Annotated in this window: 1 protein-coding gene and 1 pseudogene; both read left to right on the top strand. The window is 56.7% G+C overall.

The genetic code is table 11. The annotated features are described in order from the left end of the window. Positions 1 to 208: pseudogene (locus CVN76_RS01390) on the top strand (bacteriocin maturation protein); the annotation flags it as partial. Then, a partial coding sequence (locus tag CVN76_RS01395; protein ID WP_157805435.1) for a TOMM precursor leader peptide-binding protein occupies positions 205 to 878 on the top strand: 674 nt, incomplete at its 3' end. The pseudogene CVN76_RS01390 and the gene CVN76_RS01395, both read left to right, overlap by 4 nt.

The raw sequence follows: 878 nt of genomic DNA on the forward strand, positions 1-878 counted from the left end.
CGAGCATCCGGCAGAACGCGCAGCAGAGGACCTTGTGATTCCTGCATGTGAAGGGACAGCGAGTTCCGAATTGGTACGCTCCGCGATGCAGGCAGTGGAACAGGGCGGCAAGCGGCTCTTCGTTTTCGAAGTGGAAACGGAAACTGTTTTGCAAGAAGAACTGGCAGGGGTGTTCGGGGTGTTTTTGCGAGAGGGGGAATCAGGGTGAAAACTGACGTATCGGTTGTCGGGGAAGGCGTATTGGCCGACCAGGTTCATCGGGACTTATCCGGCACATACCAGGTCCATCGCCTATCCGATTTCACGGCAGGAATTCCTAAGGACACCGCTTTGCTCCTGGTGCTGCAGGATGCCTGGGATCCCGCCGTCCATTTGAAGGCGGAAGAGCTGGCAAGGTCACAAAACATCCCTTGGCTGAGAGGGTTCGTATCGTTTGGAGAAGGTGTGGTCGGCCCGCTGGTGCGAGCGGGCATACCCGGCTGCTCCCAATGTGCCGACCTGAGGCAGCTCATGGCCGGGCGTGACCGAAAGGAAATGTGGGGCATCAAAAAGCAGCTCCTGGGAAATGGCGGGATCGGGCGGGATGCCGCAGCGTCGCGCTCAGGTCTGTTGCAGATGTCTCATTTGATTGGGGAGGAAGTAAGGAAGGCGATGAGCGGCGATCAGCCCCGTTCTGAGGGGCGGGTGGCATTCATCCATCTGAAAACGCTTAATGGGTCATGGCATTCGTTTTTACCTGATCCATTGTGTCCGATTTGCAGTCAATTGCCCGATGACTCGATGAATCGGGCAAGGATATCCTTGCAGCCAAGTCCGAAAATCAGCCCCGGCAGTTACCGTACCCGTTCAATGGAGGACCTGGGTAAAGTTTTGGCCAG

It is taken from the genome of Bacillus sp. mrc49, from assembly GCF_002803435.1.